The 25,614-nt window shown below is 67.7% G+C and carries 26 protein-coding genes; 11 read left to right on the top strand and 15 right to left on the bottom strand.

From position 1 onward, the window contains the following. Nucleotides 1–5 precede the first annotated feature (5 nt). The 4 genes from DFR39_RS01065 to DFR39_RS01050 form a co-directional block, all read right to left on the bottom strand. The gene (locus tag DFR39_RS01065; RefSeq protein WP_133601681.1) at nucleotides 6–629 is read right to left on the bottom strand and encodes a histidine phosphatase family protein; all 624 of its coding nucleotides are present in this window, start codon (nucleotides 627–629) and stop codon (nucleotides 6–8) included. Further along, a complete protein-coding gene (locus tag DFR39_RS01060; RefSeq protein WP_133601680.1) occupies nucleotides 626–1,840 on the bottom strand; it encodes a TIGR04552 family protein in 1,215 nt (404 codons plus the stop codon). The genes DFR39_RS01065 and DFR39_RS01060 overlap by 4 nt, the downstream gene beginning before the upstream one ends. A 76-nt stretch (nucleotides 1,841–1,916) precedes the next feature. After that, nucleotides 1,917–2,564 carry a glutathione S-transferase family protein gene (locus DFR39_RS01055; protein ID WP_133601679.1) on the bottom strand — a complete coding sequence of 216 codons (648 nt, stop codon included), beginning with the start codon at nucleotides 2,562–2,564 and terminating at the stop codon, nucleotides 1,917–1,919. 26 nt (nucleotides 2,565–2,590) lie between these two features. Then, nucleotides 2,591–3,547: an alpha/beta hydrolase gene (locus DFR39_RS01050; protein WP_133601678.1), complete on the bottom strand. Its 957-nt coding sequence runs from the start codon at nucleotides 3,545–3,547 to the stop codon at nucleotides 2,591–2,593. A gap of 126 nt (nucleotides 3,548–3,673) precedes the next feature. Here DFR39_RS01050 and DFR39_RS01045 point away from each other — a divergent pair, with 126 nt between their 5' ends. Then, nucleotides 3,674–4,615 (top strand): LysR substrate-binding domain-containing protein, encoded by a 942-nt coding sequence (locus DFR39_RS01045; RefSeq protein ID WP_246030635.1) that lies wholly within the window; start codon nucleotides 3,674–3,676, stop codon nucleotides 4,613–4,615. A gap of 91 nt (nucleotides 4,616–4,706) precedes the next feature. After that, nucleotides 4,707–5,606: a dienelactone hydrolase family protein gene (locus tag DFR39_RS01040; RefSeq protein ID WP_133601677.1), complete on the top strand. Its 900-nt coding sequence runs from the start codon at nucleotides 4,707–4,709 to the stop codon at nucleotides 5,604–5,606. A 12-nt stretch (nucleotides 5,607–5,618) separates the two neighbouring features. On the opposite strand, the gene DFR39_RS01035 is transcribed toward DFR39_RS01040, so the two are convergent. From DFR39_RS01035 to DFR39_RS01015, 5 genes are all read right to left on the bottom strand, one after another. After that, a complete protein-coding gene (locus tag DFR39_RS01035; protein ID WP_133601676.1) occupies nucleotides 5,619–6,881 on the bottom strand; it encodes an esterase/lipase family protein in 1,263 nt (420 codons plus the stop codon). Between the two features lie 68 nt (nucleotides 6,882–6,949). Continuing rightward, on the bottom strand, nucleotides 6,950–7,357 hold the full coding sequence (locus DFR39_RS01030) for a YidB family protein (protein ID WP_133601675.1): 408 nt from the start codon (nucleotides 7,355–7,357) through the stop codon (nucleotides 6,950–6,952). A gap of 99 nt (nucleotides 7,358–7,456) precedes the next feature. Beyond that, entirely contained in the window at nucleotides 7,457–8,059 is a 603-nt protein-coding gene (locus DFR39_RS01025) for a septation protein IspZ (RefSeq protein ID WP_133601674.1), read from the bottom strand. 47 nt (nucleotides 8,060–8,106) lie between these two features. After that, entirely contained in the window at nucleotides 8,107–8,514 is a 408-nt protein-coding gene (locus DFR39_RS01020; RefSeq protein ID WP_133601673.1) for a hypothetical protein, read from the bottom strand. Further along, nucleotides 8,511–9,062, bottom strand: a complete 552-nt coding sequence (locus DFR39_RS01015) for a 2-thiouracil desulfurase family protein (protein WP_133601672.1) — start codon at nucleotides 9,060–9,062, stop codon at nucleotides 8,511–8,513. Before DFR39_RS01015 ends, DFR39_RS01020 begins: the two co-directional genes overlap by 4 nt. Nucleotides 9,063–9,249: 187 nt before the next feature. Here DFR39_RS01015 and DFR39_RS20040 point away from each other — a divergent pair, with 187 nt between their 5' ends. Then, nucleotides 9,250–10,509, top strand: coding sequence for an esterase-like activity of phytase family protein (locus tag DFR39_RS20040; protein ID WP_133602375.1), 1,260 nt, complete (start codon nucleotides 9,250–9,252; stop codon nucleotides 10,507–10,509). 7 nt (nucleotides 10,510–10,516) lie between these two features. Here the strand turns inward: DFR39_RS20040 and DFR39_RS01005 are convergent, their stop codons facing one another. Beyond that, nucleotides 10,517–10,990 carry a DM13 domain-containing protein gene (locus tag DFR39_RS01005; RefSeq protein ID WP_133601671.1) on the bottom strand — a complete coding sequence of 158 codons (474 nt, stop codon included), beginning with the start codon at nucleotides 10,988–10,990 and terminating at the stop codon, nucleotides 10,517–10,519. A gap of 229 nt (nucleotides 10,991–11,219) precedes the next feature. Here DFR39_RS01005 and DFR39_RS01000 point away from each other — a divergent pair, with 229 nt between their 5' ends. The 5 genes from DFR39_RS01000 (at nucleotide 11,220) to DFR39_RS00980 (ending at nucleotide 18,115) form a co-directional block, all read left to right on the top strand. Then, nucleotides 11,220–11,768, top strand: coding sequence for a PEP-CTERM sorting domain-containing protein (locus DFR39_RS01000; RefSeq protein WP_246030634.1), 549 nt, complete (start codon nucleotides 11,220–11,222; stop codon nucleotides 11,766–11,768). A 171-nt stretch (nucleotides 11,769–11,939) separates the two neighbouring features. Next, on the top strand, nucleotides 11,940–13,298 hold the full coding sequence (locus tag DFR39_RS00995; RefSeq protein WP_162849362.1) for a toll/interleukin-1 receptor domain-containing protein: 1,359 nt from the start codon (nucleotides 11,940–11,942) through the stop codon (nucleotides 13,296–13,298). Then, complete coding sequence (locus DFR39_RS00990) at nucleotides 13,295–16,576, top strand: nSTAND1 domain-containing NTPase (protein WP_133601668.1); 3,282 nt, start codon at nucleotides 13,295–13,297, stop codon at nucleotides 16,574–16,576. Before DFR39_RS00995 ends, DFR39_RS00990 begins: the two co-directional genes overlap by 4 nt. Continuing rightward, the gene (locus DFR39_RS00985; RefSeq protein WP_133601667.1) at nucleotides 16,573–17,046 is read left to right on the top strand and encodes a PGDYG domain-containing protein; all 474 of its coding nucleotides are present in this window, start codon (nucleotides 16,573–16,575) and stop codon (nucleotides 17,044–17,046) included. Before DFR39_RS00990 ends, DFR39_RS00985 begins: the two co-directional genes overlap by 4 nt. Before the next feature lie 25 nt (nucleotides 17,047–17,071). Beyond that, the gene (locus DFR39_RS00980) at nucleotides 17,072–18,115 is read left to right on the top strand and encodes a hypothetical protein (RefSeq protein ID WP_133601666.1); all 1,044 of its coding nucleotides are present in this window, start codon (nucleotides 17,072–17,074) and stop codon (nucleotides 18,113–18,115) included. 78 nt (nucleotides 18,116–18,193) lie between these two features. On the opposite strand, the gene DFR39_RS00975 is transcribed toward DFR39_RS00980, so the two are convergent. From DFR39_RS00975 to DFR39_RS00965, 3 genes are all read right to left on the bottom strand, one after another. After that, nucleotides 18,194–18,583: a hypothetical protein gene (locus DFR39_RS00975; RefSeq protein ID WP_133601665.1), complete on the bottom strand. Its 390-nt coding sequence runs from the start codon at nucleotides 18,581–18,583 to the stop codon at nucleotides 18,194–18,196. Nucleotides 18,584–18,605: 22 nt separating this feature from the next. After that, nucleotides 18,606–19,004: an ankyrin repeat domain-containing protein gene (locus DFR39_RS00970; RefSeq protein WP_133601664.1), complete on the bottom strand. Its 399-nt coding sequence runs from the start codon at nucleotides 19,002–19,004 to the stop codon at nucleotides 18,606–18,608. Between the two features lie 107 nt (nucleotides 19,005–19,111). Then, nucleotides 19,112–19,534, bottom strand: coding sequence for a hypothetical protein (locus DFR39_RS00965; protein WP_133601663.1), 423 nt, complete (start codon nucleotides 19,532–19,534; stop codon nucleotides 19,112–19,114). Nucleotides 19,535–19,689: 155 nt separating this feature from the next. Between DFR39_RS00965 and DFR39_RS00960 the strand changes: the two genes are divergently transcribed. The 3 genes from DFR39_RS00960 to DFR39_RS00950 all read left to right on the top strand — a co-directional run bounded on the left by DFR39_RS00960 (nucleotide 19,690) and on the right by DFR39_RS00950 (nucleotide 21,922). Further along, nucleotides 19,690–20,274, top strand: a complete 585-nt coding sequence (locus DFR39_RS00960; protein ID WP_133601662.1) for a class IV adenylate cyclase — start codon at nucleotides 19,690–19,692, stop codon at nucleotides 20,272–20,274. Nucleotides 20,275–20,765: 491 nt separating this feature from the next. Next, on the top strand, nucleotides 20,766–21,290 hold the full coding sequence (locus tag DFR39_RS00955) for a hypothetical protein (RefSeq protein WP_133601661.1): 525 nt from the start codon (nucleotides 20,766–20,768) through the stop codon (nucleotides 21,288–21,290). A gap of 89 nt (nucleotides 21,291–21,379) precedes the next feature. Continuing rightward, nucleotides 21,380–21,922: a hypothetical protein gene (locus tag DFR39_RS00950; protein ID WP_133601660.1), complete on the top strand. Its 543-nt coding sequence runs from the start codon at nucleotides 21,380–21,382 to the stop codon at nucleotides 21,920–21,922. A 147-nt stretch (nucleotides 21,923–22,069) separates the two neighbouring features. On the opposite strand, the gene DFR39_RS00945 is transcribed toward DFR39_RS00950, so the two are convergent. Both DFR39_RS00945 and DFR39_RS20335 read right to left on the bottom strand, forming a co-directional pair. Next, the gene (locus tag DFR39_RS00945; RefSeq protein ID WP_133601659.1) at nucleotides 22,070–24,265 is read right to left on the bottom strand and encodes a KAP family P-loop NTPase fold protein; all 2,196 of its coding nucleotides are present in this window, start codon (nucleotides 24,263–24,265) and stop codon (nucleotides 22,070–22,072) included. 63 nt (nucleotides 24,266–24,328) lie between these two features. Next, nucleotides 24,329–25,354: an XdhC family protein gene (locus tag DFR39_RS20335; RefSeq protein WP_133601658.1), complete on the bottom strand. Its 1,026-nt coding sequence runs from the start codon at nucleotides 25,352–25,354 to the stop codon at nucleotides 24,329–24,331. Nucleotides 25,355–25,614 lie beyond the last annotated feature (260 nt).

The raw sequence follows: 25,614 nt of genomic DNA, 5'->3' as shown, positions 1-25,614 counted from the left end.
GTGCTTCAGTCCTCCAGGCCTTGCAGATGAGCGTCGTCGCCCCAGCTCAGGATCTGCAGCCCGCCCTGGGCATCCATGCGCAGGCGATTTAGCCCGGCATTGGGAATGGCGCACTCGCGGGCGCCGTGCAGGGGCTTGTTCAGCGCCTCGCGCCAGACCATGTCCAGCACCCCGCCATGCGTGACCACGGCCAGCCTGCGCCCGCGATGCGCCGCCGCCAGCTCGCGCAGGGCCGCCAGCACCCGGGCATGGAAGTCGCGCCGGCTCTCGGCGCCGCCGGGCAGGGCGTAGTCCGGCTCATGCCGGGCCCAGAGCGAGAACTCCTCGGGGTGGCGCTGCCGTATGTCATCGAAGCTCAGGCCCTCCAGGATGCCGAAGGCCTGTTCGCGCAGGGCCGGCGCCAGCTGCGGGGCCAGGCCTTGCGTGCTGGCCAGCGGCTCGGCCGTCTGGCGGGCCCGTATCAGATCGCTGCTGACGAGCAGGTCCAGGGCCTCGCCGGCCAGGCGCTCGCCCAGGCGGCGCGCCTGCGCCAGCCCGCGGGCATTGAGCGGCACATCGATCTGGCCCTGGAAGGTCTGGCGGCGGTTCCAGTCGGTCTCGCCGTGGCGTATCAGCAGCAGTTCGGTCATGGGCCGATTGTGCCGGCTCCGCCGGACTGACTCTGCAGCCAGGCCAGCAGCTCCAGCCCCAGCACACGCCGGCGGGCGGTCTCCACCTGGCGTCGCTTGTAGGCCTCGTGACTGGCCGCGCCCTGCTGGCTCTTGGCCAGGCTGGCGGCATCCAGCAACTGGATCTCGTAGGCAAAGAAGAAGCTCACATCGCCGTTCTCGGTGACCAGGGCCTCGCCGCCGTCCTCGGCGCGCGGGGCCTGCTCCGGCCGGCCCAGGGCCGCGGCGGGCAGGTGGATCATCTTGCGGACCGTGAACTGCAGGCTCTGGAAGTCGGCCGCGCTGTGCGGGTTGTCGCGCTGGGTCTGGCGCTGGGAGATGGCGGCCAGCTCCTGGTCCATCTGCTGCAGCAGGGCGCTGGGGTAGCCGGGGCTGCGGTCGATCTCGGCACGGTGGCGGGTGAAGATCTCCTTGGCCGCCAGCAGGTCCACCAGGGTGTTGCGCGTGCGGCTGACCTCCAGATTGGTGAGGGTGATCAGATGGGCCCGGCGCAGCAGGTCCAGGGCCAGCAGGCACTCGATGCGGGTGTTGAGCGTGAGGCGCACGCCCAGATGGTCGTGGATGTCGGCCGCCACATACTCGGGCTTTTGCAGCAGCTTGAGCAGGATGCTGTGCCGGCCCTTGTTGCGCTTGCGGTCCACATGGACCAGGGGCAGGCAGATGCGGCCGTCGCTCAGGTACGGGCGATCGCCCTCGATCTGTATGACCTCGTCCAGGCCGGCAAAGACCTGCTGCCGGATGGCGGCAAAGTGGCGCAGCTTGAGGTTGTTGTCGATGTAGAACAGGCCGTGCATGACCTTGAGCAGGACGCAGGCCCACAGGCGCAGGGGTTCGAAGCGGTGCGCGCGCTGCGAGGCCAGCACCAGCAGCTGCAGGGGATCGCTGTCATCGCAGACCTCGGCCGGCAGCAGGGACTGCTGCCCGGGCTCCAGGAACTGCTCCCGCACAAAGCCCAGGGCCTCGCGCTGGATGCGGCGCAGATAGTCCAGCACCCCGGGCTGCTCCACGTCGTAGCCGTACTCGCGCGCGAACTGGCGCGCATCGCGCAGATTGCGCAGGGCCAGGGCGCCCAGATCGATCACCGACACGCCGCGCGTGATCGCGTTCAGATAGGTCCAGTTCAGCGAGAAGCGCTGCTCTGTTTTCAGCGAGGCCTGCAGAAGTTCGTCCATGGGTATGGCGTGCGTGGCTGTGCCCAGCATAGCGCTACGCACGCCCGCAGGCCATGGGGCCCGCGAGACACCCTGCTCAGACCCAGGGCGGCGCCAGCCCCTCGGCCGCCAGGGTCTGCTGCACGGCCGGGCGCTCCAGCATGCGCTGCAGATAGGCGCCGAGGGCCGCCCGGCTGCGCGCCGGCCGTGCAAAGCCGCGCGTCCAGCGGCAGAGCATGAAGGCCATAGCATCTACCGCGCTGTAGCGCTGGCCCAGCAGCCAGGGGCCGCTCGTGTTTTGCAGCTGCTGCTCCAGCTGTTCCAGCAGCTCCACCACCCGCGCCTCGGCACAGGCCTTCACCTCGGCCGCGCCGGCCTCATTGCCCGCCGCCACCCAGCGCTCGGGGTAGAAATAGGCCATCAGCGCGGGCTGCACCGTGTTGGTGAGCCAGATCAGCCATTTGTAGAACTGCGCCCGCTCCGGCGTGCCCAGGGCCGGGGCCAACCCGGCCTGCGGGTGGGTGTCGGCCAGATGCAGCAGGATGGCGGCCGTCTCGTAGAGCACCAGATCGCCGTCCTGCAGCACCGGGATCAGGCCATTGGGATTGAGCTTCAGATAGTCCGGCGACTTCTGCGCATGGCGCTGCCGGTCCACCAGCAGCAGCTCGAAGGCCGCGCCCAGCTCGCGCAGCAGGATATGGGGCGCCATGCTGGCGTTGCTGGGGTGGTAGTGCAGATGGATCATGGTTGGCATCATCCCAGATGCCGCGCCTAGCTCGGGTCGTAGGGCCCGTAGCCCGGCAGGGCCCAGAGCAGCCCCCGGGTGAAGAAGCCGGGGCCCATGGTTCTGTGGTCTTCGCCCTCCAGGGTCTCGCTGCTGATCTCCAGACCCGGATAGCCGCGGGAGCGCAGCAGGGCCTCGAAGTCCTTCATGTCTCCGAGCAGGTTCCAGCCGGGGGTGTAGCGCGGCTCGGGCCGGTCGGTCTCGAAGGAGCCGGCGTACAAGCGCACCCGGGCCTTCAGATCGCGGTGCCGGGCCGCGTAGCGCGACTCGATCTCCCAGATGGCGCGCTCATCGAACCACAGCGAGGGACTGCCCAGCAGATAGGTCTGGAAAAGCTCGGGCCGGGTCAGCAGCACATAGGCCCCGAAGAGCCCGCCATAGGACTGGCCGACAAAGCTGCTGCGGCTCAGGTCCGCGCGGTAGTGCTCGCGCACAAAGGGCAAGACCTGGCGCTCCAGATAGTCGCGGTAGCGGGCCGCCTCGCCATAGGCCGCGGCCCTGTAGACATCGCGTCGGTAGTCCGGTTTGCGCAGCGGGTTGCTGGGCGTGTAGTCGCGGCTGCGGCTGCCGCTCTGGGGCAGGCCCGGCTCGTAGCCCAGGCCCACCAGGATGAAGGGCTCGATATTGCGTCCCTGATTGCCGACCATGGCATGGATGCCGCGCATCAGGGGCAGCGTGTAGGGCGCGTCCGTGACGAAGACCACCGGCAGCTTGCCCTTGAGCTGCTCATAGTCGCGGGGCACCGAGACCCAGAGCCAGTACTTGCGGCCGCTGTCGCTGGCCGGCAGCTGGTGCACAAAGGTGTGGCTTAGGGTGACCGCTTCGGGCGCCGCCGGCTGCGGCGGGGCACTGGGCGCATGGGCGCAGCCGATCAGAACCAGGCTCAGGGCCAGCAGGCCCCCGAGCAGGAGGCTGCGGGCGCGGTAGGGGATGGGGCTTGTCATGAATGCGTTCCTGGAAGTGGCGGCGCTCGGACGGGCCGGCCGGTTCGCCGTGGCTCGCGGCACTGTAGAAGCCCGGCGATTACAGTTCAATGCCCATGAGTCGCATTGAGCTTATGAAGGAAATTCATGAATAGACTGGCCGTGGATTCGCGCCGGCAGATGGCCGATCTGGCGGCCTTCGCCGTGGTGGCCGAGGAGCGCAGCTTCACCCGTGCGGCGGCGCGCCTGGGGGTATCGCAGTCCGCGCTCAGCCATGCGCTCAAGGCGCTGGAGGAGCGGCTGGGCCTGCGTCTGCTCAGCCGCTCCACGCGCAGTGTCTCGACCACCGAGGCCGGCGAGCGCCTGCTGGCCCAGCTGCGTCCGGCCCTGCAGAGCATTGACGAGGCCGTGGCCTCGGCCCTGCAGCAGCGCGAGTCTCCGGTGGGCAAGATCCGGCTGACCACCTTCAAGCTGGCCGCGATGACGGTGCTCTGGCCCATGCTGCCGCGCTTTCTGGAGCAGCACCCGGGCATCGAGCTCGAGCTGCATGTGAGCGATGCGCTGGTGGACATCGTCGCCGAGGGCTTCGACGCCGGCATACGCCTGGCCGACACGGTGGAAAAGGACATGATTGCCGTGCCCGTGGGGCCGGCCTTTCGCATCATCACCGTGGCCGCCCCGGCCTATCTGCAAAAGCATGGCAGTCCGCGTGAGCCCGAAGACCTCCTGAGCCAGCGCTGCCTGCGCTACCGGCTCAGCAGCTCGGGCCGGCTCTCGGGCTGGAAGCTCAGCCGCGGCCGCCGCTCGGCCCAGCTGGGCGTGGAGGGGCCGCTCACCTCCAACGACAACGACACCCTGGTGCAGGCCGCCCTGGCCGGCCTGGGGGTGGTGCGCGTGCTGGACGGTCTGGTGGCCGAGCATCTGCAAAGCGGCCGCCTGGTCCAGGTGCTGCCGCAATGGGTCAGCCCCCTGCCGCGCCTGACGCTCTACCACCCCAGCCGGCGCCAGATACCACCGGCCCTGCAGGCCCTCATCACGGCGCTGAAGGCGGAGGCGGCCGTGGCGGCGGCGCACAAGCCCCTGTCCTGAGCCTGCGCCAGCCGTCTGACCCGCAAGCTGCGCGAAGATGCGGCATCAGCCCCGCAGCCCCAAGCCTGCCCCCCACCTGCCCCAAGCCCCCATGCGTCTTGTCCCCTCCCTGTTGCCCAGCCTGTCGCTGTGTCTGGCGCTGCTCATGTACGGTGAGTCGGCCCGCGCCCAGACCCCGGACACCGTCTACTTCCCCAGTGCCGACGGCCACACCGAGCTGGTGGCCTACCGCGCCAGCCCGGCCCGCCTGCCGGCGCCGGCCATCGTGCTGCTGCATGGGCGGGCCGGCCCCTACACCGGGCCGGTGGCCGCGCAGTGCAAGACCGTGGCGCGCGGGCAGGACTCGCCCTGCGGGGCCGGCAGCCTCTCGGCCCGGCACCGCCAGTGGCTGGCGCATTGGGCGGCCCAGGGCTACACGGCTCTGCTGGTGGACAGCTTCGGCCCGCGCGGCCGGGCCCATGGCTATGGGCGCAACACCCATGGCATTCCCGAGCGCGAGGCCGTCAACGAGCGCACCGTGCGCCCCCTGGACGCCGAGGGCGCGCTGCGCTGGCTGGCGGCCCAGCCCGAGGTGCAGGCCGGGCGCATCCTGGTCCAGGGCTGGAGCAATGGCGGCAGCACCGTGCTCAATGTCCTGCAGCGCCAGAGCGAGCGTGCCGCCAGCGCCGAGGCCGGCGCTCCGCGCTTTGCGGCGGCGCTGGCCTTCTACCCCGGCTGCGGCGAACGCGCCCTGCTCAACCTCTGGCCGCAATGGGATGTGCCGGTGCTGATGCTGCTGGCCGGGGCCGACGAGGAGGTCTCGCCCCGGCAGTGCGAGGCCCTGGTGGCCCGCGCCCAGGCCCGGGTGCCGCCCCAGCTCAGGACGTATGCGGGCGCGGCCCATGGCTTTGACAGCCCGGTGGCCAGCCTGCAGCGCGAGCCCGACAACGCCGCCGCGCGCGAGGATGCGCTGCGGCGCGCCACCGCCTTTGTGCGCGCCCAGCTGCCCTAGCGCGAACCGGCCCTAGCGCAGCCAGCCGCGCAGCAGGTCCAGCACCTCGGGGCTGGACAGCAGCTCCAGATGCCCCGTGCGGTAGACCACGGCCTGGCGCTCGGGCGCAAAGTCCAGGCTGCGCGCCGGATCGCGGTGCCGGCCCAGGGCGCTGGCCACCGGCACCAGGCCGTCGCCCAGCAGGCGCGATTTGAGACTGCTCGGCGCCGGCCCCAGGCTGGCGGCCACGGCGTAGCAGCGGGTGTTGCCGGGCAGGGGCACCCGGTCCCAGTGGCGCCGCCCCTGCGCGTCCGACGCCGCCTCGGTGATATGGCCCAGGCGCAGGTCCGTGATGCCCGCGCTGCGGATCTGGCCCAGGCGGGCCAGCGGCGCCGCATAGGGCAGGGCCGCCAGCAGGCGCTCAAGGCCGTGGCCGGCACGCTCCAGCGGCGCGCCCAGATGGGGTGAGCCCAGGCAGACCAGATCGTCCAGGCGCTGCGGCCAGCTCAGGCTGGCGTCACCCTCGCCGCGCCGCTGCGCCGCGTGGTGGATGGCGCTGCGCGCCACCAGGCCGCCCATGCTGTGGCCCAGCAGCACCAGGCGCTCCAGGGGCTGGGGCCAGGCCTCGCACAGGGTTTGCAGCCGCTCGGCCAGCAGCCGGCCGTTGCGCGCTATGCCCAGGCCGCTGTTGTAGTGCAGATGGACGGGCGTGTAGCCCAGCTCGCGGGCCAGCACCTGGCCGTGATCTTCATGGCCGGCTGCCTGCCACTGCAGATCGTTCATGCACAGGCCGTGCAGCAGGACCAGCAGGCGCGGTGTGCTGGCCTGGGCCGCCAGGCGCTCGCGCAGGGCCTCGGCCTGCAGGGGCAAGACCTGACCCTGCCGGCGAAAGCGCATGGGGATGGCCAGGGGGTTGCCGCTGTCGGCCAGATGGTCGCCCAGCACGCCGTTGAGCGCGGCGAGCAGGGCCTCGCGCCGGGCATTTGGTGCGGCCGCGCTGCTCGCGGGCAGCAGCTGCCGGGCCAGGCTGCCCAGCACCAGCTCCGTCGCGCTGCCCACGCCGCCGCTGATGCCGCGCACGCCGCGGTAGACCAGGCCGGTCAGGCCCCGGGTGCGCCGCGGCCCGGCCTCAGGGTCCGCTGCCGAGGCGCGCCCCAGCACCCGGTCGGCAATGCCGGCGTGCATGGCCTCCACCAGATCGATGAGGCCGCCCAGCGCCTCGTGGCTCAGGCGCAGCGCGCCGCGCACATCCTCGGCCCGCAGGGCGGTGGCGGCGCTGGCAGTGGCTGGGGGCATGGCGGGCTTGTTCATGGGCCAGTGTGGCACGGATGGATCAGGCCGCGCCGGCCCACGGCGCGCCGCGCTCAGCCCATGGCGGTCTTGAGCATGCCCAGCAGGCCGCCCAGTGCGTCCTGTGGCGGCAGCTGGCCGTTCGGCGTCATGCCATCGATCACCTGGGGCAGCATCTGGGCCAGCTGGCCGGAGAGCTGCAGGGGCGAGAAGCCCAGACTCTGGGCCAGGGCCTGCACCTGCTCGCTGCCCAGCACCGCCTGCAGCTGCTCGCCCGAGATGGCCTGGTTCTGCCCGGTGCCTATCCAGGAGGCGATCACCTCGCCCAGCCCCTGCTGCTCAAAAGCCTTCACCAGGCCCGCCAGCCCGCCGGGCTGGCTGTTCAAGAGGCTGCCAATCGCATCAAACAGCGCGCCTCCACCCGGTGCGCCACCGTTGCCGCCGCCCAGCACCTGGCCCGCAATCGCGTCAAGAAGTCCCATCGCTCATCCCCTGAAGGCATTGAAAATGCCCCGAGGGTAGGGGCAATGCGCCCCGCTGCTCACCCCCTAGCTTCGAGCTCTGTGGGAATCCAGTGGGGATCAGGCCCGCGCGAAGCGCAGCACCGCAAAGAAGAGCAGCATGCTCAGCGCGATATCGCCAAAGGTGGTGTAGGCCAGCCAGACATCGGTGCTGAAGAATTCCGCCACGCCCCAGTTCAGCGAGGCCATCAGGGCGCCCAGCAGGCCCAGGCCTATGGCCAGGCGCTGTTCCACCACCGGCTCCATCACATAGCGGGCCAGGCGGCGGCCAAAGTAGCGGCCGCGGTTGAAGAGACCGTCGCCCAGGAAGAGCGTGGCCGTGAGCAGGCCCAGGATGGTGCCCTTCATCTTGACGGCCCAGTCATCCTGGAAGAGCCAGGAAAAGCCCGCCGACACCAGCAGCATCGCCACGCCGAACATGGCCAGGCCGCCCAGCAGGTCCACCTTCACATAGCGCTGCACCAGATAGACGCTCAGCCCTGCCGCCGCGCCCAGCAGGGCGGCCGTGGTCAGGTCGGTGAACTTGGCGCAGACAAAGAAGAACAGGCCCAGGCCCAGATCCACATAGATGCTGGGCTTGTTGCGTTCCCATTGCGCGGCCTGGCGGGCCTGGGTGACGGCGTCTAGCGAGCCGCGGGCGGGGGAGGAAGGTTCGGGTTTCATGGCGGGCGCTATTGTGGGGCCAGTCGGGCGGCCGCCCCGGCCCCGGCTCAGGGGCTGGCGCGCAGCCCCATCACCAGGGCCGGAAAGAAGACCATCAGGATCAGGCCCAGCAGCAGGTAGTTGCCCGTGGCGGGGTTGAAGTCCTGCTGCAGCACCCGGCGCCAGGGGCGGCGCAGCAGCAGCACGCCCAGGCTCAGGTCAAAGCCGGCCATGAACAGGGCCAGGCCCAGGCCCAGCGCCAGCTGCTGCCCCAGGCTGTGCAGGCCCATGGCCGGCACCAGCAGCCAGCACACCCCCAGGGCCAGCAGGGAACCCGAGACGATGCTGAGCTTGAGTGCCCGCTCCTTGCCCACGCGCGGCACCAGCCAGACGGTGCGCGCAATGCCGTGCAGGGTTTCCACGCCGGCCAGCACCACGCACAGGGCCAGGGCGCGTATCAGGGTGTCCTCGTTCATGACTCGTCCAGCTCCTTGCGACGTGGTGTCGGCGCTGCTGCTGCTGCCGCCGCCGCCAGATCGTCGCCCGCTTCCAGGGCCTGCAGCCAGCGCTGGGCGGCCTCCAGCTCATGTTCGCTGAAGACCTGGATGCCGGCCTGCATCAGCCGCTCGGCCGTGAGCCCGCGGCCCGGCACGCGGCGGCGGCTGAAGCTGCCGTCATACACATAGCCCGAGCCGCAGGAGGGGCTGCCCTCCTTGAGCACGGCCAGGCGCACGCCGTGCTCGCGGGCCAGGCTCAGGGCCTGCTCGGCCCCGGCCTCAAAGGCGGCTGTCACATCCCGCCCGTGGACATCCAGCACCCGCTCGCGGCCCTGGGCGTCCCGCAGCCGCTCGGCCGGCGGCCGCGGCACCGGCAGGCCGCCCGCCAGCTCCGGGCACAGCGCCAGCACCCGCCCCGCCGCCAGCCAGGCGGCCAGCACCGGATGCTGGGAAACGCCGTTGGCGCCGCCGTCATAGCGCACCGGCTGGCCCAGCAGGCAGGCGCTGATGAGGATGGGGGAGGGCATGGTGGGGCGGGGAGCTGGCGCGCGATGCGCTGCGATGTTAGCGGCTGGTGCCGCCGTGGTTCCTATGGATCAGGCCCGGGCGCGAGCGCCCATCAGCCTGTCATGCCCAGCTTGGAGCATCCGTGGGCATGCAGCCGGCGCCGCGCGCTAGCGCGGGCGAGCGATCACTCAGAAAGGACCTCCTCACATGTTCCCCACCAAACCCTTGATGCTGGCCCTGTCTCTGGGCCTCGCCACCCTGTCCGCCCAGGCCCAGGCCCCCATCAGCCTGAGCTATCTGGGTCAGCAGATCCTGCCCACCAGCACCCAGTACGCCGGCACCACCGTGGGCGGGCTCTCGGGCATCGATTACGACGCCGCCAGCGGCCGCTACTTCGCCATCAGCGACGACCGCTCGGGCCTCAACCCGGCCCGCTTCTACACCCTGGGCCTGGACCTGAGCCAGTTCCGCCGCTCGGCCACGCCCGGCATGGCCGGCGTGCAGCTGCAGAGCGTGGTCACGCTGCAGCGCCCCGAGGGCGGCGCCTTTGCCCTCAACACCGTGGACCCCGAAGGCCTGCGCTACCACGCCGCCACGGGCAGCCTGTTCTGGAGCAATGAGGGCCAGCGCAGCGGCGCCGGCTTCCAGAACCCCACCGTGCGCGAGATGCGCCTGGACGGCAGCCATGTGCGCGATCTGCAGGTGCCCGAGGCCTTCAAGCCCAGCGGCAGCGCGGCCGGCACGGCCCCGGGCGACCGCGGCATCTACAACAACCTGGCCTTCGAAAGCCTGACCCTCTCCACCGACGGCAAGACGCTCTACACCGCCACCGAAAACGCCCTGGCCCAGGACGGCCCGCAGGCCTCGCTCAGCAAGGGCTCCGTGGCGCGCATCGTGGGCTTTGATCTGGCCAGCGGCGCCGCCAGCGCCCAGTACGCCTACGCCGTCTCGCCCGTGGTGCTGCCGCCCGTGGCCGGCGGCTTTGCCACCAACGGCCTGACCGATCTGCTGGCCGTGGGTGACCGCCAGTTCATCGCCATCGAGCGCTCCTTCTCGGCCGGCGCGGTCACGCCCGGCACGCCCGTCACCGGCAACACCATCCGCCTGTACCACGTGGACGCGCGCCAGGCCACCGACATCTCGGGCCTGTCCAGCCTGGACGGCGCCAGCTTCACCCCGGCCCAAAAGACCCTGCTGCTGGACCTCTCGACGCTGAAGAACGAGGACGGCAGTTTTCTCGCCACCGACAATATCGAAGGCCTGACCCTGGGCCCCGAGATCAATGGCAAGCGCAGCCTGATCCTGGTCTCGGACAACAACTTCTCTCCCACCCAGTTCACCCAGATCATCGCCCTGGAAGTGAGCGCCGTGCCCGAGCCCGGCAGCTGGGCGCTGATGGCTGCGGGCCTGGCCGCGCTGGGTGGGCTGCTGCGTGGCCGGCGTCGCAGCAGCGGCAGTCAGGCCTGAGCCGGCCCTAGGGCTGGTAGCGGGCTGCCGTGATGAACTCGCTGAAGGTCTCGCACCAGATCACCACCGTGTTGTAGCGCGCCACATCCACGCCCTCGGGCACCTCGACCAGGAAGTTCTTGAAGGTCTTGACATCGCCCACCCGCAGCATGCGCGGCTTGAGCCGCTTGAAATCTGCCTCGGTTTCCAGAAACTCCGGTGACAGATAGAGCTTGTAGTCCGGGCCCGGCGCGATCTCGCCCTCCAGGGCAATGCTGCGGGTGCCGACCGAGACCCGGCCCTCGCCCCAGTGCAGCGCGTCGCTGTCCTGCAGCTCGCGGCGGAACTGGCCCTGGTAGCGGGCCTGCGCCGCCTGCGCCTGCAGCGCTGCCGCGCTGGGCGGCGCCGGCGCGATCAGCAAGGGCAGGGCGTAGATGCCCAGGGCGAAGCCGATGCACAGCACCAGGGTGTGAGACAAGAGCAGTGCAAGCGGCTTCTTCATGGCTAAAGGTCTTTGCAATGGGCCTCAGGGGCGGCTTGGCTTGGCGGCGGGTGGGCGGCGTCTGCACACTGTATCCGGCCAGGACCGGCTCTTGACAGCCCGACACCGCCGGACCATTCTTCCGGCGCCGACACCAGGAGGCTCGCGAGCGACATTGCGTATGGACCGCTGTCATGGCCGCAGCGGGCGTGTTCTGCGCTGGGCCCGCCTTGGCGGTTCCACATTCACGGTGGATTTCGATTCACCCGGCAATGTGAGCTGCTTCGCGGTGCCCATACCCTGCAGCAATGGCAACACGGTGCAGGGCGTCAGCGCAGAGCTGCCGACGGGGCTGCAGTTCGTCAGCCTGGCCGGACGCTTCTGGGGCACCGGATACAGCGGCGCCACGAATGTCTTGACGACCTTTGTTCCCAAGGCCGACCTCTGGGTGGCGTTTCAAGCGGCGCCGGGCTATCGGGTTCGCGTCGAGGAGTTCACCCTGGCCCCGCGCCAGGGCGGCGTTCAGGCGAGCCAACCCTTCCGAGCCAACGGTGTGCTTGGCTGGACCGGCGACCTGTCGACGGCCACCACCTTCGCCGCCGCCGCCGGGGGCGCCGAGCGCAGCAATACCTTCACGCTCCAGTCGACGTACAACCGGGCCGATATCGCCATCGACTCCATCACCGTGAGCGTCACGGCCGTACCCGAGCCCGGCAGCTGGGCGCTGATGGCTGCGGGCCTGGCCCTGCTGGGCGGGCTGCTGCGTGGCCAGCGTCGCAGCAGCGGCAGTCAAGACTGAGCCTCGACCCCGCTTTTGGGGGGCTGTCGAGCGCTAGCGTGTACCTCGAAGCGCCTACAGGCAAACCCCGGGGCGTGGACGGCTGGCCACTGCGAAACTCTTGCGGGCGTTCTCTGCCCCGGAGCGCGCGCGTGTTTCGCCATGGACATGAGCCCACACGAGGTGCTTGGTATGTACGCTGCGCAAGCGACGCTGGACGAAGATGCCTGGGACGATCTGCTCAGCTTCATCGAGGAGCAGCGGGTCATCCCCATCGTCGGCCCGGAGCTCCTGGAGGTTCAGACCGAGCAGGGCCCCCGGCTGCTGTACGACTGGCTGGCGGACAAGCTGGCGACCAAGCTGAACGTCGACGTCCAGCAGCTGCCTCAGCCTTACACGCTCAACGATGTCGTCAGCTGGTACATGGCGGCACGCGGCAGGCGCGAGGAGGCTTATGTGCGTCTGCGCGGCATTCTTCGAGACACGCCGCTGGCCGCCCCCGCGGCGCTTCGCCAGCTGGCCGACATCCGCGACTTCTCGGTCTTCGTCAGCACCACCTGCGATCCCCTGCTTGAGCAGGCCCTGGCCGAGGTGCGCGGCGCGGCGCCGGAAGTGCTCAGCTATTCACCCAACAAGGTGGTGGATCTCCCCCTTGCGCAGCTGCCGCCGGGTGGCGCCCTGCTCTACCACCTGTTCGGAAAGGTGGCCGCTTCGCCCAGCTACGTGATCTCGGATGAGGATGTGCTGGAGTACATGTGCGCCTTGCAAAGCGAGCATCTGACGCCGGAGCGCCTCTTCCACGCGCTGGAGACGCACCACCTGCTCTTCATCGGCAGCAATTTCAGCAACTGGCTGGCGCGGCTCTTTCTGCGCATGGCCAAGCGCCGACGTCTTTCAGATCCGCGTGACGTGGGCGAGGTGCTGGCCGACGATCACTCCACCGAAGATGAGCGGCTGATGTCCTTTCTGCAGCAGGTGAGCGTGCGCACCCGCGTGTTCTCAGGGGCGAGCCGCTTTGTGGACGAGCTGCATCGGCGCTGGCGTGCCCGCCATCCCGAGACCCAGCCGCTCGGCGAGACCCGACGCGTACCGCCGCTGGCGCGGGAGATGCCCGACCAGGCCGTCTTCATCAGCTACGCCCGCGAAGACCTGGCCGCCGTCCAGCGCTTGCGCGATGGGCTGGAAGCGGCCGGCATCACGACCTGGTTCGATCAGGACCGCCTGGAGGCGGGCGACGACTTCGACCTGAAGATACGCCGCAACATCCAGCGCTGCAGCTTCTTCCTGCCCGTCGTGTCGGCGACGACCGAACGTCGCCACGAGGCCTACTTCCGGCGCGAGTGGAACTATGCCCTCGACCGCACGCGCAATATGGCGGACGGGGCCCTGTTCATCCTGCCGGTGCTGGTCGATGGCACCGACCCGAGCCGGGCCTTGGTGCCCGAAGCCTTTCGCAGCCTGCACTGCAGCCGGCTCGAAGGCGGGCAGGTCTCGCCCGAGTTTGCGGCGCGTATGGCCGAGATGTTGCAGCGTGGGAGGGCCCAGCCATGAGCGAGCACATCACGGGCGCCGCCGAGATGGGCGAGGAGCCCGCCGTCACCCGCGAGCAGCCCTGGCTGGGCCTGGCGTCCTTCAGCGAAGCCAGTCGGCAGTTCTTCTACGGTCGCGAGGAGGAGGTCGGCGAGCTGGTGCGACGCGTGCAGCGCAAGCTGCTGACGGTGCTGTTCGGGCAAAGCGGTCTGGGCAAGACCTCCATCCTGAAAGCCGGCGTCGTGCCGCGCCTGCGCGAGCAGGGCTATTGCCCGGTCTATGTGCGCATCGACTATGCGACGGATGCCCCACCGGCTGCCGAGCAGATCAAGCAGGCGATACGGCGCGAGACCCAGTCGCGTGGGCAGTGGACCCAGGTGGGCGTGGCCCTGGAGGGTGAAAGCCTCTGGGAGTTCCTGCATCACCGCGACGACCAGCTGGTCGATGCCGAAGGCCGGCCGGTGCTGCCGCTGCTGATCTTCGACCAGTTCGAGGAGCTGTTCACCCTGGCCCAGGGCGACGAGGCCGGGCGCGCCAAGGCGGCCCAGTTCATCACCGAGCTGGCTGAGCTGGTGGAGAACCGTGTGCCGGCTGCGTTGGAGGCCCGCCTGGAGGAAGACGACAGCGCCTACGAGCGCTTCGATTTCGCACGCTGCGACTACCGGGTGCTGCTGGCGCTGCGAGAGGACTATCTGGCCCATCTGGAAAGCCTGAAGGCCCAGATGCCCAGCATCACCCAGAACCGCATGCGGCTGGCGCCCATGACGGGCCCGCAGGCGCTGGCCGCCGTGCGTGGCCCGGGCGCGCAGCTGATCAGCCAGGAGGTGGCCGAGGCCGTGGTGCGTTTTGTGGCCGGTGGCGCCGAGCTGGAGCATGCGGTGGTCGAGCCCTCGCTGCTGAGCCTGATCCTGCGCGAACTGAATGACAAGCGCATTGCCCAGGGCCGGCGCGAGATCAGCCAGGACCTGCTGGCGGGTTCGCACGCGGCCATCCTGAGCGACTTCTATGAACGCAGCCTGAGCGACCAGCCCGCCGCGCTGCGGCGCTTCATCGAAGACGTGCTGCTGACCGACTCGGGCTACCGCGAGAACGTGGCCGAGGAGCGCGTGCGCAGCGAGTTCGCCGCAGCGGGCGCCGCCCCAGACGCACTGTCCCAGCTGGTGAATCGCCGGCTGCTGCGCATCGAGGAGCGGCTGGACCTGCGCCGTGTCGAGCTGACCCACGATGTGCTGTGCAGCGTGGTCAAGGCCAGCCGCGATGCCCGGCGCGAACGTGAATCGCGCGAAGCCACCGAGGCCTTGCTGGCCGAGCAGAAGCAACGCGCCCGCGAAGCCCGACGTGCCCTCTTGCGGGCGCGCCAGATCGCGGCGGTCTGTGCGGTGCTGGCCCTCGGTGCGCTGGGTGCGTCCGGCTATGCCTACTGGAGTTCCCAACGGGCGCTGGATGCCGAGCGCCAGGCCGAGGCGGCACGCCTGCTGACCGACCAGGCGCGCGACAAGGCCGAGGGCCTGCTGGCCTTTCTGCTGGACGATTTCTTCGATGAGCTGGAGCCCCTGGGCCGCCTCGATCTGGTCGTGAAGCTGGGCGAGCGGGCCGTGGCCTATTACGAGCAGCTGCCGCCCTCCCTGCGCGGGCAGGACACCGAACGCAAGCACGCCCAGGCGCTGATGCGCCTGGGCGCGGCCTTGAGCAATCAGAACCGTCAGGCCGAGGCGGGTCCCCGGTTGGAGGATTCGGTCAAGCGCTTGCAGGCCTTGCGCCAGCAGGGCGACGCCACCGAGGCCACCCTGCTGGGCCTGGGGCTGGCCAGCCGGCATCTGGCGCGGCAGCAGATGCAGCTGGGTCAACGCGAGCAGGCTCTGCAGACCATCGCACCGGCGGTGCAGCTGCTGGAGCCCGTGCTGGCCCAGCCCCAGCCCTCGGCGGAGGCCCTGTTGGTGGGTGCCGTGGTGCATAGCTACGAGGGCTATCTTCTGCAGCAGACGGCGGCGGGCGGGCCAACGCTGGAGCGGGCCGCCCAGGCGCTGCGGCGTAGCCAGGCCTTGTCGGAGCGCGTGATTGCCGGGCGCGAGCTGCGGGATGCCCAGGATGCCCAGCTGCTGCGAGCCTATGCGCTGAATGCAGGGCAGGCCAATTGGCTGATGGTGGCCCTGTCACGGATGGAAGACAAGGACGGCGAGCACGACCAGGTTGCCAAGCTGGGGCTCGCGCGGCTGGACACCTTGTTGGCTGTTCGCCCGGACCATGGCGGCGCGGCGGCCTCGCGCGCGCTGCTTCATGCGGGCTTGGCGCAGCGGGCAATCCGCCATCTGCAGATGGGCCAGGCCCGCAGCCACGCACTCGAGGCCGAGCAGGGTTGGCAAAGGCTGTTGCAGCGCGATCCCAGCAATGGCGCCAGCTGGAACAATCTGGCCGTAGCACAGAGCGTATCTGCCTTCGTGGACTGGCTGGCATGGCGCCCGGCCGAGGCCGAGCGCCGTCTCCAGCAGGCCTTGCAGTCCCTGGATCGCGGGCCGACGAGCAGTTTCGGCCGCCGCAATGGCGAGGCCTGGCTCGTGAGGCTGGTGGAGATTCAGACCCTGAGCGGACGGCGCGAGGCAGCGCAGCAGTCGCTGAAGGAGCTTGAACGAAAGGTCGCGGAGCGGCAGCGTTTGGACGCCGCCAAAGGCGGCTGGAAGCGCGCAGAGGATGAGGCTCTCTTGCACGGTCTGCGCCTGATGCAGTACCGCGCGGGGTGGGGCACACAGGCACTGGTCGAGGAGGCCGGCCGCTATCTGGATAGCGTCGCTGCCAAGGCACCGACGGCCGAGCGCGAGCGTGGCGACTGGGCACTCGTCTTGGCCTATCTCGGCGGCGAGCTCGCTGAGGCCGAGTTGCGGGCTGGACGTGCCGAGGCGGCCAGCCGCCGGGCCGCGCAAACGCTGCAGTTCATGGCGTTGTTGGGCGAAGTGACCGTGTTCCGGCAGCGCGATCTGGCCCGCGTCCGCATGACCTTGGCCGAGGCCCTGGTGATGCAGGGTCAGCCGGCAAAGGCGGCAGAGGTGCTGGAGCCCTCGCTGGCCTATTTCCGCCCCTTGATGAGCCGCAGTCAGGAGGCGCCCGAGCAAGCTGCGCTGCATGTGGATCTGCTGCTCACCTCCGCGCTGACGCAGACCGTGCCCGGCCAGAGGCAGGCGCTGCTGGCGCAGACACAGGCCACGTTCACGGCCTTGCCGCAGAACTGGCGCCAGACCTGGATGGGGCAGGACCAGGCCAAGCGTCTTGCCGCCGCGCAGCGCGGCAGTCCGGCGCTGCCATGAGCGGGCCGCCGGTGCCGCTGCGATTTCGCGCGCGTGCCGAGGCCGGCTTTGTGCTGAGCCCGGCCCAGTACCCGGCCCTGCGACGCGTTCGCAAGCGTCCGGTCGAGGTGATGGTGGAGCCGGTGCTGCGGCCCTTGCAGCTCCAAACGCCGGAAGGCCCCCTGCAGCTGCTGCCGGGCGATGTGATTCTGGACGATGGCGATGGGCGGCGCTGGGGCATGAGCCGTGCCCAGCTGATGCGTCGCTACGACTGCCTGGACCCAAGCGGCCAGCGCTGGCGCAGCCGGCCTCTGCAGGCCCAGGCCTTGCAGCCCGCGCAGGCCTTCGAGGTGCAGCTGTTCCTTCATCAGTCGGCGCTCTTGCAGGGGCAGCCGGACGACTGGCTGCTGGACTATGGCGACGGCAGCCTCGGGGTGGTGGCCGGGGACGTTTTCGCCCTCAGCTACGAGATTCTTGAGGAGTCGGTGTGAGATCGCGAGGCGGAGAACGCAATTGATGGCTTTGCATGATGTGCTGCAGCGCCTGCTGCTGATCGGGCACTCGCTGCCCCAGCCGCCGCTGCCCCTGCGCGCCGAGGCGCCTGCCAGGCTGGCCGGCCTGATGGCGGCCGTGCGCCCGGCGCAGCAGGCGCTGAACGCCGAGGCGACGGCCCTGGGCCACCGCTACCGCAGCGCCTTCTGGGGCCTGTACCTGCTCAGTGCGCTGGCCGTGCTGCTGGCCGTGCTGCCGGTGGCCCTGGGTTGGGCGGCTGCCGAGCATCCACTGCATGCCTATGCCCTGGTCTGGGGCTTGCTGGAAGTCGGGGTGATTGCGTCCGTGGCCCTGCTCTACCGCCGCGGCATGCGCGAAGACTGGCAGGGCCGTTGGCTGGCCGCGCGCGCCGAGGCCGAGCTGGCCTGGTACCTGCCCCTGGCCGCCGCGCTGCGCGGCGCCGAGGCGCAGGACCATCGCGATGACTGGTATGCCGGCTTGTTTGGCTCGGCAGGCAAGGGCACCGCGCCGGGCTCCACCCTGCAGCGTCTGTGCCTGGCGCAGTCCGGGGGGCTGGCCCAGGCCCTGGCCGGCGCCTGGCAGTCCGAGGAGTTTCTGCGCGGCTTTGGCCACTGGGCTTGTGCCCTGCTATCCGGCCAGGTGCACTACCACCGGCGCACTGCCGCCCGGTATCGGGCGCTGCTGCATCGCGGCCACCGGCTCAGTGCCGGGCTGTTCGTGCTGACCGCGCTGGCGGCCTTGCTGCACCTGTTCTGGCATGCCCCCTGGCTGCTCATCGCCACCACCAGCTTTCCCGCCTTCGGCGCAGCCTTGCATGGGGCCCTGGTCCAGGCCGAGGCGCATCGACTGGCTGACGCGTCGCAGCAGATGGCGCAGGCCCTGTCCGCCTTGCAGGCGCGCGTCGAGCACACCTTGCAGGCGCCCTCGCTGAGTGGCGAACCCGCCCGCGAACTGTACGAAACCGCCTACGAGGCCCTGGCCCGAATTCTGGAAGAGCATCAGGGCTGGCACATGGTGGTGCGGCCGCACCATCTGCCTTTGGCTTGAGCGGCGGGCTCAAGTGACCTGGGCGGGCATTGTGCTCATGCAGCCCCACTTGGCCGCACAAGGCATCGTCCAGGCCGCTCAGGCCCAGGCGCCCGCCGCCACCAGCCCCGCGGCCGCCAGCAGGCCCAGCCAGCCGGGATGGCGGCCGCACGTGCCCACCAGCACCAGGGCCGCGCTGAGCAGCAGGGCCAGGGCCAGGGCCTGCACGAGCGGCGAGGCGGCCAGCGGCGCGGCCGAGGCATCGGCCAGCCAGAACAGCATGGCCGCCAGACCCCAGCCCAGCACCGTCACGATGTGCCAGCTCGCCCAGAGGATGCGCACATGCGCCTGCCGCAAGACCGGCCCGCCCTGGGTGGGAATGAAGCCGCCCGCGCGCATGCGCCGGAAGATCAGGCGCTCACCCAGCAGGGAGTGCACCAGGCCGATGATGAGCAGCAGCACGGCGGCGGCGAGAAAGCAGCGGTTCATGGTGTGGCCGGCTCACCCCAGCTCAGCGGCGGCCCGGCCGGCGCCCCAGCCATGAGCGCTGGACAAGGCCCCAGAGCAGCCCGCCGGCTGCGCTGGGTGTTGGGGTTGGCGTTGGCGTGGCCTCCGGCGGCGCGCCCAGGGCCAGCAGCCGCGCTTCCACCGCCGGCAGGGCCATGCGCCGGGCGGCGCCCAGGGGCGTGATCGCGTCCAGCTCCGAGGGCAGATCCGGCAGCGCGCCATGCTCCAGCAGATACAGGGCCACCGCCTCCTGCCCGGCCAGGATGGCGCCCACCAGGGGCGTGGTCAGGAATTCCGGATGCGCGTAGTTCAGGTCCACGCCGCATTTGCGGTGGTAGTCCACCAGGGCCAGATCGCCCTCGCAGCCGGCCATGAACAGCTCTTTCCAGTTGCCGCCAGACATGATGGGGGTTGCCTCCGGGGTGTGTGGGTGGAAGGTTCGTGGCTTGGGTGCTTCAGACGCTGGCGTACTGTAGGCCCATCCCGCCCCTGCCGCGGCCGGGGCCGATCTCAGCCTTGCTCCGGAGACGCCTCACCCCGCGCCTGAGCCGCCTGCATGGCCTGCTTCAGGCGAGCCCTGATCCCGCGGGACATCAAGAGGGCCACCGGATAGCCCAGCAGCCGCAGCGGGTTGCGCAGCAGCTGCTGCCACAAGGGGCGGCGCTGCCAGCGCTGCATGCGGCGGCGCAGATAGTCTTCGTTGTAGCCCCAGTCCGGCATGATCATCCACAGCATGCAGGGGAAGATCAGGAAGGAATCCAGCGCAAAGGCGCCGCAGACCTCGCGCAGCGCGATGCGGCGCACAGCAGTCCAGTCGGCGCCTTGTGCCAGCAGCTCGCGGGCGATGGGCGGGTAGTCGGCCTCTTCCAGCCCAATCTCGGTCCAGGCCATGGAAACCGTGGTCCAGACGAGGAAGCGGGCGGCGTCGGTCATGGATGAGAGGGGCGGTTCAAGCGGCTTTTCGACTGTAGGGCCAGGTCTTGTGTTTGTCGTACGGACTGATGGCTCTTTCCCCCCCAAAGACGGCAGGCTGGCCCTCGGTGCTTCTTGCTCCCGGCCCCTTAGCATCGCAGCCCCAGGGAGGGGCTATGACAACACTGATTGAAGTAAAAGCGCGTTGCCACGATATGGAGGCCATGCGCCAGCGGCTTGGCGAGCTGGCAGCAGCAGCGGCCGCAGCCTGCGCGGCAAGTTCGGCAACAGCACCATCACCACCCCTATCGCCACCCACAACGCTTCAGCAAGACGACACCTTTTTCGTCTGCGCCAAGGGGCGGCTCAAGCTGCGCGAGCTGGCCCCGGACCGGGGGCGGCTCATCTTCTACGTCCGGGGTGATGGCGCCGGGGCCAAGCAGACCGATTTCGTGGTGAGCAAGACGGATGCGCCCGCCGCACTTCGTGAGTGCCTGGCTCTGGCCTATGGGGTCTTGGGCCGGGTGCAAAAAACCCGAACCGTCTTTGAGCTGGGCCGCGGCGTCCGGGCGCATCTCGACCAGGTGCTGGGCCTGGGTTGCTTTGTCGAGCTGGAGGTGGTGCTGGACGGGGCCGTCGTTGATGCGGCACGCGGCGAGGCGCTCATTGGCGAGGCCATGGCGGCGCTTGGCATTCGCCGCGAAGACCTGTTGTCGGGGGCGTATCTCGACCTGCTGATGGCGGGGCGTGCTGCGGGGTGAGCCTCCATGCGCGGGCTGGGTCAAAGCGAAGTGGCTTCGATGACGGCGGCGCCGGAATAGTCCGGGCCCCCCAAAAGGTGTGACAAGGGGAATCCCACTGCCTTGCTAGTGCTGGCCTGCCCATAATTGGAGGCGTGGTCAGGTTAGGTTCGGGCTAATTGTTAATGGCCACCGAGATCGGACTGAATTTTGATTCGATACGTTTGTTCGCCGCACGCTGGGGCTGCCTTCTCGGTCAGCGCCGTACGAAGGGGGATAACTATTGATCCTCAGGCACCATGTCCAATTTGATTCACCGAGTTTCCATCCCTCGCCGATTGATCTTGGCGTCCCTTGCAGCTTACTGGCTCGCTCCAACCCCATTGGCCGTGGCCCAGCAGGTTGCTGCGACTATAGGAGGCAGGCCCATACTCATCCCCGTTCCTAATGGGTTCCGGGAGGTCGCTGATGATCCCGATGGGTTCCACACAAAGCAATGGAATAGGGCGCACATGCACGCCGTCTTTGCCATCGCGGACGAGTATGAAGCTCTACTTCAGGGCGCCGCCCCCAATCTTCCGAACTTTGCTTTCGCCTACACGCCAGTCCACGCCCTAAACCAACCGCTTTCAAGTTTGGAGTTTGACAGCGGCAGAAAAGTATTAAGGCAGCGCTTCGAGAATTCCATCCGCGAATCAAATTCTCTTGGGTTGTCGTACGGTAGCGGGAGCGAGTCGCAGCCGCCAACACTTATTCTTCCTGAATCCGACCAGCTACGACCCAATCGCGCGCACGTGTTATCCATTATTGAAGACAAGCAAGGCTGCTTTTCATTTTTGGCTATCTCAAGTGTCCAGCCGGGAATTGTCGAGTCCTCAGCCCCCATGCTCTTATTGAATGTATCCGCCTTTTCTGTCGTAAATGAACGTCTGCTTGTCCTGGGCGTTTCGTGCATCTTCAAGAGTCCTGCTGACGTCGCCGTCCTTATTGGTCGCTCCCAAGGCTGGGTTCAGGCCCTTTATCGTTCCAACAGCTAACGCTTTCGACTTCTGCGCGCCAAAGCACGAGCGTTGGATGTCGGTTTATCGCTTGCATCGAGAACTAAAATCCTGCCCCCGGCTCCTCTATGAAAAAAGAAGATAAGCCACGCCTTGGCCGATTTTTTGGTGCTGCTGGATTGGCCTCATGCGCGCAACTTCTGTCCGGGTTAAAAGTGCATAAGTCAGATATACTTTTGCAGCACTTGCTAGACCTTTATATAGTGCCCCCGGTCACGTTACTTTTTCTTGCTGCGTTGGGAATCGGCATGTATCGCGCTATACCCGGCGGGGTCTTCAGTTTCTTCGTGCGCGATGATGACAGTCATCACAAGGCCTTTGCTGTCTATGGCCCCATGGGCGGGGCATTTGTGGGTTGCGTTCTGGTCCTGTCCGGTTTCGAGCTCTGGTATCAGGGCAGTAGCACGTTGCCGGTTCTGCTATCTGCGTGGATTCTCGTGGTCCAAGCTGTCGGGTTGCCAATCTGTGCGTATATCGTGGCTTGCATCGCCATCGGGCACTATCGCTCGCAAGGGGCTGCGCAGAAGATGCGCCCGATGTTAATAAAAACACTTGCAGCATTCATTGTTCTTGTGGCTGTCAGGGGGCTCTTGGAATGGTATGCAAGCTAGTAATTTTCTCAACGCCGCGCAATGGTACGTTTCTTCAGGTCAGATATCACTCTGGGTCTGGCGCTTCCTGCTGCGTCGTGAGGTAGTTGGGCCAGGCCTTGAATTTTCAGTGACAGTTCAAAACCTTACTTCGGAGCGGCGAACCGCTTAGTGTTCTGTTTTGTGGATCTGCTTCGCGGTGAGAAGCTGTTCCATGGTCGAAATTCGCTGGAAATTCGCTGCCAGTTCGTCCAACTGCTGTCCTGACACATTCATGTAAGCCTTCTTTAGTGTTCCATAGGCAGAGTCGTCCAGCGCATTGATTGAATCGATGAACGCTTTCGGGTCAGAGACCAGGTCGATCAATGGCACTGCGGAAGTATTCCAGTGTTCCGCTGGCAAAGCAGCAACTTGTTCGAGAAGCGCTTCAAGGTCGCCGCTTTCGCGGGCTATGCCTTCAACGGCTTTGCCCGCTTCGGTCAGTGAGCCGATACGACTCAGTGCATAGAGCATGTAGATGCGCGCGCGCTCGGACAAAAGTGCTCGGTTTTCCACCGCGGTTCGCAAACGTGAAAGCACCAGAGGCGTCAGAACGTCGCGAGCCTTCTTAGCCGATGCTTGTCGGCCTTCGTCTTGGTACAAGCGGTCGTCAACGCGATGGCTGAGCCAGTCGAGCAGATAAACGGCTTCCGGCAGTGCTAGATCTTCTTGTACGCGCAATCTGACCGCTATATCGGATGACTCTAGCGCAATGAACAATTCCGAAGCGATTATTGCAATCGAAGTGTCTGGTGCCGCAGAGTTTCCAAACTCGGATGTCGAATATCTGGAAATTGCCTTTAGCAGTGGCTGAAGTTTCTCGATCTGATGCGGTATTGTCTTCGGGTTCAGGCGTTGGCTGATAGCAAACAGGCGCTGCAAATCACGGTATTCAAAAGTGGGACGATCATTGCCAAGAGCTTTGTCGAACTCACTTGGATTCAGCAGCCAGTTGTCGAGGTCGCTTCCAGACACGTCATCGCGATTGGCTCGAAACCTTCTGTAATGCTGCCGCACTGGAAGTGCTGCCAGTCGGCGATTGCGGAGTGAGTTACTTGGGCTCCTGTCGCCGTTTTTCTCGAAATCAGGGAACAACCATCGGAGCACGCGTAGCTCAAAGCGTGATTCAAATTCAGCCGCTATTTGCTCTAGCGCCTCTTGTCGTCGCGAGTACTTTGTCGGGTCGCCATGTGCCCAGGGGTCTGCGTTCTGGTAGTTCTCGCTGTCGTCCTCGTCGCATCCAAGGCTGGAAAGAATTCGATGCCACGTGTTCGTTCCCAAGCGGATCTGCAGCGCTTCAGCAACGCACAGGTCGGCAATATTGATGCTGCCCGCAAGACCTCGGGCTGACCAGCCCACATGATTTGCCCACCGTACAACGTCTCGGGGTGTGGAACATAGCCGGGCAACGGCGCTTAGTGCTTCTTCGAGCAATTGGCTTTCAAAGGGTTTGGTCTCGTGACGGATTGCGCTCGTGACAGTTCTGAAGCGGTTCTCAATGTCCTTCAGCGAATCGCCACGGTCAATCGGCGGGACAGAGATGCTGAGTTGAACGATCTTTTCAAGATAGCGACGCCCGACAGTGACGTCGCTATCTTCCGCCAGCGCGCGCGCCACAGCCTCGGCATCCATAGAGAGCAGGAAGGACGTGTTCGGGAAATCGGCCACGGCCTTGACCAGCTGCATCACGGCGCGAATCTCCCGGGAGCGTAGGCGGTCTATGTCGTCGATTACTACAACCAAGCGTTGCTCCAGTCCGCTGACCGCTGCGCGTGCAGTTTTACGTGCGTCCGTCAGGCTGGGCATCTTCTTGCCATCGCCCTCAAGGCTTTCCCGCGCAGTCTCTAGATGCTCGGAGAGTTTTTCATGTGCTTCAGCAAGGATTTCCCCGGTCTCCTTCAGTATGGGGACCGGCACATATTTGAGGTATCGCCCAAAGCCGAGAGCCTTGGCATAGCGCAGCAGCGAGGTGGCAGCGGTCTTTGCCGCAGCGACGTTGTTTGCAGTGGCGTCAATCTCAAGCCCAATCTGGACCAGAAAGTCGAGAATGAGGTTCGACTCTTCGCCGATCAGCCAGGGATTGAAGTGCACCACTTTTGCTTGGCCACCGGCCCTACCAGCCTTCATCACTTCGGTGACCCGCTCAATCAGCCAGGACTTGCCCGATCCCCAAGGGCCTTCCAGCGCCAGAACCAGGCTTTCATCCGGCTCAGCACGAACCAAGGCCTCCGCGATCCGCTCGGCGAGTTCGGAGCGTGAGTATTTGTCTTCACGGCGTGCAGTTCCGTCTGAGTCGAGCTGCAATGCGGGCGCTTCGAAATTCATAGGGCTTAGATCTAGGTGAGTTGGATGACTGTTGCGGAACAGCTGTTAGGAGGGGCGGTTCTGTTACCCCACCACACACCCCGCCTCCGCCCCCCCACCCTGGGCCGTCATCAAGACCTCCGCGCTGCTGATCCGCACCCCGTGCCGCTCAGCGGTCATATGGGCCAGGATCGAAAGCGCAATCTCCGGCGGGGTGCGGGCGCCGATGTGCAGGCCCACGGGGCCGTGCAGGCGGGCCAGCTCGGCCTCGGTCAGGCCAAAGTGCTCGGCCAGGCGGGCCTTGCGCTTGGCCTGGTTCACGCGGGAGCCGATGGCGCCCACATAGAAGGCGGGTGACTTGAGCGCCTCCATGAGGGCCAGGTCGTCCAGCTTGGGGTCGTGGGTCAGGGCCACCACGGCCGTGTGGCCGTCGGGGGCGAAGCTCATCACCACATCGTCGGGCATCTCGCGGGTGAGCCGCGCGCCGGGGATTTCGGGCTGGTATTCCTCGCGTGGGTCGCAGACCAGCACCTGGTAGTCCAGGGCCAGGGCCATGCTGGCCAGGTATTGCGTGAGCTGGCCGGCGCCGATGATCAGCAGGCGCCACTGCGGGCCGTGGTGGGTGATCAGGCTGCTCTCGCTGAGCTGCACCACATCGGCAATGACGCCCTGGCCGGCCGCCACCGGGTCCAGCAGCTGCACCGCGCCGCTCTTCAAATCCAGATGCCGCTGCACGCGCTCGCCGCGGGCCAGGCGCTCCAGCAGCGCGTCCAGCTGCGAAGCCGGGCCCAGGGGTTCCAGCATCAGCTCCAGGGTGCCGCCGCAGGGCAGGCCAAAGGCCTGGGCCGCCTCGGCGCCCACGCCGTAGCGCAGCAGCTCGGGCCGGCTCAGGGCCAGGGCGCCCTCGCGCACCTTGGCCACCAGATCGTCCTCGATGCAGCCGCCCGAGACGGAGCCGGCAATCAGCCCGTCCCCCCGCACCGCCACCACCGAGCCCACGGGCCGCGGGGCCGAGCCCCAGGTGCGGGTGATGGTGCCCAGCACCACCGCGTGGCCCTCGCGCTGCCAGGCCTGCACCTGGCGCAAGACATTCAGATCGACGTTGTCCATGGTTGTTTCTGGCTCTTGCTCTTGCTCTGGTGCCTTGCGAGCACACCACGCTCGCTCACACGCTGTCTCCCGGGGAGTGCGCACCATAACCCAGCCGCCGCGGGCCCGGCTGTGCCAAAGCGGAGCATCAACCCGGTGCACGGACGCCCTATGTATGGGCATACATGGGGGAAAACGGTGGATGGCGCCCGCGCAGGGCAGCCGCGAGGATTGATCTCGGCAGTAAGCAGATCGGCAAGAGACCGAGCGACGGACAGATA

This window comes from Roseateles asaccharophilus, assembly GCF_004362405.1.
GTDB lineage: Bacteria > Pseudomonadota > Gammaproteobacteria > Burkholderiales > Burkholderiaceae_C > Kinneretia > Kinneretia asaccharophila.
This window is presented reverse-complemented; position numbering and strand designations above follow the sequence as displayed.

Coding starts and splice junctions, on each gene's coding strand:
- DFR39_RS01065 (WP_133601681.1), bottom strand. CDS start 629: ATGACCGAACTGCTGCTGATACGCCACGGCGAGACCGACTGGAACCGC.
- DFR39_RS01060 (WP_133601680.1), bottom strand. CDS start 1,840: ATGGACGAACTTCTGCAGGCCTCGCTGAAAACAGAGCAGCGCTTCTCG.
- DFR39_RS01055 (WP_133601679.1), bottom strand. CDS start 2,564: ATGATCCATCTGCACTACCACCCCAGCAACGCCAGCATGGCGCCCCAT.
- DFR39_RS01050 (WP_133601678.1), bottom strand. CDS start 3,547: ATGACAAGCCCCATCCCCTACCGCGCCCGCAGCCTCCTGCTCGGGGGC.
- DFR39_RS01045 (WP_246030635.1), top strand. CDS start 3,674: ATGAATAGACTGGCCGTGGATTCGCGCCGGCAGATGGCCGATCTGGCG.
- DFR39_RS01040 (WP_133601677.1), top strand. CDS start 4,707: ATGCGTCTTGTCCCCTCCCTGTTGCCCAGCCTGTCGCTGTGTCTGGCG.
- DFR39_RS01035 (WP_133601676.1), bottom strand. CDS start 6,881: ATGCCCCCAGCCACTGCCAGCGCCGCCACCGCCCTGCGGGCCGAGGAT.
- DFR39_RS01030 (WP_133601675.1), bottom strand. CDS start 7,357: ATGGGACTTCTTGACGCGATTGCGGGCCAGGTGCTGGGCGGCGGCAAC.
- DFR39_RS01025 (WP_133601674.1), bottom strand. CDS start 8,059: ATGAAACCCGAACCTTCCTCCCCCGCCCGCGGCTCGCTAGACGCCGTC.
- DFR39_RS01020 (WP_133601673.1), bottom strand. CDS start 8,514: ATGAACGAGGACACCCTGATACGCGCCCTGGCCCTGTGCGTGGTGCTG.
- DFR39_RS01015 (WP_133601672.1), bottom strand. CDS start 9,062: ATGCCCTCCCCCATCCTCATCAGCGCCTGCCTGCTGGGCCAGCCGGTG.
- DFR39_RS20040 (WP_133602375.1), top strand. CDS start 9,250: ATGTTCCCCACCAAACCCTTGATGCTGGCCCTGTCTCTGGGCCTCGCC.
- DFR39_RS01005 (WP_133601671.1), bottom strand. CDS start 10,990: ATGAAGAAGCCGCTTGCACTGCTCTTGTCTCACACCCTGGTGCTGTGC.
- DFR39_RS00995 (WP_162849362.1), top strand. CDS start 11,940: ATGTACGCTGCGCAAGCGACGCTGGACGAAGATGCCTGGGACGATCTG.
- DFR39_RS00990 (WP_133601668.1), top strand. CDS start 13,295: ATGAGCGAGCACATCACGGGCGCCGCCGAGATGGGCGAGGAGCCCGCC.
- DFR39_RS00985 (WP_133601667.1), top strand. CDS start 16,573: ATGAGCGGGCCGCCGGTGCCGCTGCGATTTCGCGCGCGTGCCGAGGCC.
- DFR39_RS00980 (WP_133601666.1), top strand. CDS start 17,072: ATGGCTTTGCATGATGTGCTGCAGCGCCTGCTGCTGATCGGGCACTCG.
- DFR39_RS00975 (WP_133601665.1), bottom strand. CDS start 18,583: ATGAACCGCTGCTTTCTCGCCGCCGCCGTGCTGCTGCTCATCATCGGC.
- DFR39_RS00970 (WP_133601664.1), bottom strand. CDS start 19,004: ATGTCTGGCGGCAACTGGAAAGAGCTGTTCATGGCCGGCTGCGAGGGC.
- DFR39_RS00965 (WP_133601663.1), bottom strand. CDS start 19,534: ATGACCGACGCCGCCCGCTTCCTCGTCTGGACCACGGTTTCCATGGCC.
- DFR39_RS00960 (WP_133601662.1), top strand. CDS start 19,690: ATGACAACACTGATTGAAGTAAAAGCGCGTTGCCACGATATGGAGGCC.
- DFR39_RS00955 (WP_133601661.1), top strand. CDS start 20,766: ATGCACGCCGTCTTTGCCATCGCGGACGAGTATGAAGCTCTACTTCAG.
- DFR39_RS00950 (WP_133601660.1), top strand. CDS start 21,380: ATGAAAAAAGAAGATAAGCCACGCCTTGGCCGATTTTTTGGTGCTGCT.
- DFR39_RS00945 (WP_133601659.1), bottom strand. CDS start 24,265: ATGAATTTCGAAGCGCCCGCATTGCAGCTCGACTCAGACGGAACTGCA.
- DFR39_RS20335 (WP_133601658.1), bottom strand. CDS start 25,354: ATGGACAACGTCGATCTGAATGTCTTGCGCCAGGTGCAGGCCTGGCAG.